Origin of the sequence: Marivita sp. (assembly GCF_020055635.1) — a bacterium.
Classification (GTDB): Bacteria; Pseudomonadota; Alphaproteobacteria; order Rhodobacterales; family Rhodobacteraceae; genus Marivita.
Genome location: NZ_JAIPUT010000144.1, coordinates 1 through 3,680, shown reverse-complemented (window position 1 = coordinate 3,680; position 3,680 = coordinate 1). Strand labels below are relative to the sequence as shown.

Annotated in this window: 4 protein-coding genes; 2 read left to right on the top strand and 2 right to left on the bottom strand. The window is 58.2% G+C overall.

Annotation, left to right across the window (positions count from 1 at the left end):
- The coding region (locus LCF60_RS23785) for a hypothetical protein (protein ID WP_292295012.1) at nucleotides 1–1,554 on the bottom strand (1,554 nt) is incomplete at its 3' end.
- Nucleotides 1,555–1,623: 69 nt separating this feature from the next.
- Here LCF60_RS23785 and LCF60_RS23780 point away from each other — a divergent pair.
- Complete coding sequence (locus tag LCF60_RS23780; RefSeq protein ID WP_292295011.1) at nucleotides 1,624–2,172, top strand: sulfotransferase family protein; 549 nt, start codon at nucleotides 1,624–1,626, stop codon at nucleotides 2,170–2,172.
- 140 nt (nucleotides 2,173–2,312) lie between these two features.
- Complete coding sequence (locus LCF60_RS23775) at nucleotides 2,313–2,942, top strand: sulfotransferase family 2 domain-containing protein (RefSeq protein ID WP_292295010.1); 630 nt, start codon at nucleotides 2,313–2,315, stop codon at nucleotides 2,940–2,942.
- Nucleotides 2,943–2,970: 28 nt separating this feature from the next.
- On the opposite strand, the gene LCF60_RS23770 is transcribed toward LCF60_RS23775, so the two are convergent.
- On the bottom strand, nucleotides 2,971–3,651 hold the full coding sequence (locus LCF60_RS23770; protein WP_292295009.1) for a hypothetical protein: 681 nt from the start codon (nucleotides 3,649–3,651) through the stop codon (nucleotides 2,971–2,973).
- Nucleotides 3,652–3,680: the final 29 nt, after the last annotated feature.

Here is a 3,680-nt window from a genome sequence, read left to right as displayed (position 1 = left end):
AAGAGTCCGCGGGTCTTCGCTGAAGTCCTCATATCTGACGATTTCCAGTCGGTTGATGTTCTTCAGGGCCCGCCGGGCGAGAAAATTCCACCACATGGCGCGCCTGATTTCGACTTCGGGCTCGGCCTCGATTCGTTCGAGTTGCCGCCTTTCCACCCCCGCCAGGAAAGGGTCGCTCGACGTCCCGATTCGGGCCTTTCCGGTCACCGCCATGCGAAGATGCTCGAATGATCGGCTCCATGAGGCAATGGTGCTGATCGGGTTTCGAATGCAAAAGAATATCGGACTTTCGGGCATGGACTCTGCAATTTGTTCGAGCCGGGCCGAGAAAGCCAGCGTGTTCTTCGTTCCCAGCGGAAAAGCATCGCTCCCGGGCTCGTAGCGCAGGTCGGTTCGGACGTCCGATGCGAAAGTGTCTTCGACCAAACGCCCCGTAGAGTCTACCTTGTTCGGCACGGCCTGCCCGGTCAGGATCTGGCCCCGAAGCCGCTGGTAGTAAGCTGCCAGCCCGAAACCGCCCGGATGCTCCAGCGCACCGAAAACTTCAGCGGGTTCGTTGATCACGATGGCGTCGCCAAGCCCGTCTATGCAGGACGAAAACAGACTTGTCCCGGAACGCGGAATTCCCGTAATGATGAAATCCGGACCACCGCAGCGCGGCGAACGGCGTGGAAGTGTCCGGAACTTTCTTTTCGGTCCCATCTCCGCCGCCCAACGCCATTCGGGATCGTCGGTCAGGATGGGCCCGAGCATTCTGTAGTCGTCCAGCAAGTGAGCAACAGCGTTCCTGATCCGGCGACTTCCGGAGACCCGGTCCGGCTGATGATAGTGGACGACGGCAGTTTGATCGCTTTCCGGAACCGGGCGGAGGTGGGCGGGAAAGTTGAGGTTTTCCGACACGGGCCGAACATCGAGCTTCTGGTCGTAGACTGCGAGCGTGAGCGAGATCTGATCCAGGTGGTAATCGTGTCGTCCGCGGGCTTTTGCCATCTGGCGGGCATGCCGAATCCAGCAGTCTGCGAGCGTCCTTTCGCTGGACAGACCGATGAAGCCGGCATTGAAATATGGAATACCCGGTTCGCCCGTATGGGTCGACAGGTACCGTACTGTCGGAACTGAAATGCCATGATCTGCAAAAACCCGCTTCCACTCATCGTCGTCAAGTTCAGCGGTCAGCGCGTCGGCCGGTTTGGCCATGAACTGAAAGGCGGGTTCCAGGTGGCTCAGAAAGTTATCGAGCACGATCATGTCGCTGTCCATGAACAGCGCAACCCGCGAGGTCGTCTCCAGGATCTTGAGGCAGGCCAACTTGTTGCCGATTGGATAATCGGAGGAGAGGGGATTCTCGAGCGGGCGTATTTCTGCTCCAATTGCCTCGAGAAAACGCAGTGTCCGGTCGGACGGGCCGGGTCTTCCCGACTCGATTCCGCCGATCGCTGCTGTCATTCGAACACTGTCCCCAAGCCGGGCTGCGATCGATGCGGCCAGCACGCAGCTCTGGGCCTCAAGGCGGCCAGCCTGACAGATGAATCCGATGTGGACGTTATCGCTCATCCTGGTTCCGGTGCCGGGTGAGCTAGAATTGTAGCGTGGACGGCAAGCAGGCTGGAAGACGGAGGATTCGTGACCAAAGTTTTCTGTATAGGCTTTCACAAGACGGGTACGAGCAGTATCGGCAGAGCGCTGGAGGACCTGGGGTTTGATGTGACTGGACCCAACTTCGTTCATGACCGCCGAATTCACTTCGGACTATGGTCGCTTGTGCGCCCGCTGATCGAGCAATACGACGCGTTCCAGGACAACCCCTGGCCTGTCCTCTTTCGTGAAATCGACTGGTACGTGCCCGACGCCAAGTTCGTGCTCACGATGCGGGATCCAATGGACTGGATCGGCAGTGTCGAAAGTTTTTTCGCGAAGCACAGTACCGAGATGCGGAAATTGATCTATGGCGTCGGCTCGCCGGACGGACAACGTGAACGCTATCTTGCACGATACTTGCGACATTACGAGGAAGTAGACGCTTACTTTGCGGACGACGGGTTGCGCCTGCTGCGAATGAATGTCTTCGAGGGTGATGAATGGCAGAAGTTGTGTTCGTTTATCGGGAAACCGATTCCGGACATTCCGTTCCCCCACGTGAGGCCAAGCCCGGCGGCGGCCGGCTCCGAGTGACCCGGCGTTTCGGCCCATGATGTGGTCTTCCCTGATCGAAGCCGAAGGCGCGCCGTTGCGGCGGGCACCTGGTTCGAATCCGGCAATCCTTCATCGGTCGTCCCAGGCGATCGAAAGACCGATACGAGGCGGATTGATCGATGAATGAAACGGCGAACGAGAATCCTGTCTGGAAACCCGCAGTCGATGACATGGCTGACCGGGGGTTCGTTTTCGTGCACATCAACAAGACAGGTGGAAGCAGCATTCGCGCCGCGCTTGACATATCAGGATATCAGCACGTCAGGGCATGCGACATTGCAGCTTTTCTGGGTTGGCGCAAATGGTCGGAAATGACTACATTTTCCACCATCCGCAATCCGTGGGATCGTCTCGTCTCCATGTATTACTGGCGGGTCACGACCAATCAGACCGGCCTGGCTGACTCGCGGATCGATTTCAACGATTGGCTGGATCTGTGCCTGCGGCGTCGGGATCCCTATTTCATAAAGAATCCACTCATGCTCGCACCGCAAAGCTACTGGCTGTGCGATGAATCGGGTGAATTGCTTGTCGACCGGCTATTGAGATTCGAGCGGCTGGCGGAGGATTTTCACAAGTTGTGCGCGGCAATCGGCATTCAAAAAAAGGCAGAGCTGCCCCACCTCAAGAAAACCGAGCGCAAACACTATTCGGCATATTTCGGGCAGAAAGACGCTGAGCTGGTGGGTCGCATCTACAAAAAGGATATCGAGGCGTTCGGGTACCGATTCGACGGGGAGCCGGCCTGACAGGCCGGCTCCCGCGTCGGTGGGCGGGTTAATCGCGCGCAGTCTTGAGTGCGTCGATTTCGCTTTCCAGCTGCTTGATCGTATCCTGCTGCTGCAGCGTGTACAGGGTCAGTTCCTCGACCTTCTCGAGAAGCAGAATCTGAAGCTCACTGAGATTGACGCCACCACGGTCAGCGTATTCCTGAGCGGACGGGATGCCGGGCAGGTGTCCGAACTCGTCGATGAAGGACGCAACCTCATCCAGCGGACGCAGCGCGTAACTGTCCTCGAAGACGTAATCCGGAATGGTCTGCGTCGCTGTCGTGAGGGTTCCCTTCAGCGTGAGATTGCCGTCGGTAGACAGGAACATTTCTGCGCCGGTATTATCCGGGTCATTGAAACCGAGGCCACCATCCGCATCGCGGATCGTCAGTTGCCAGTCCTGGTTGGCGCCCGGGCCGGTCCCTGCCGAATTTCCGGTTTCGGTCATCGTGAAGGTCATCCCGTCGGCCTGGGTGGTCTGCAGATGCAGTTTCGCAGCAGGGGTCAAGATACCCATCCCGACGTTTCCGTTGTGAAGAACGAGACTGTTCGTGTCGGCACCGGGCCGAATCTTGAATGGCAGCAGGCTACCGTTGGTCACATCCCGCACGAAGAAGTTGGTCTCGTTGCCGGCGATGTCCCAGGTCTGGGCCGTAAAGCCGCTGCTCCCGTTCTGTTCCAGGCGCACGGTCGGACTGTCGCCATCGACAATGTGGT

Coding starts and splice junctions, on each gene's coding strand:
- LCF60_RS23775 (WP_292295010.1), top strand. CDS start 2,313: ATGAATGAAACGGCGAACGAGAATCCTGTCTGGAAACCCGCAGTCGAT.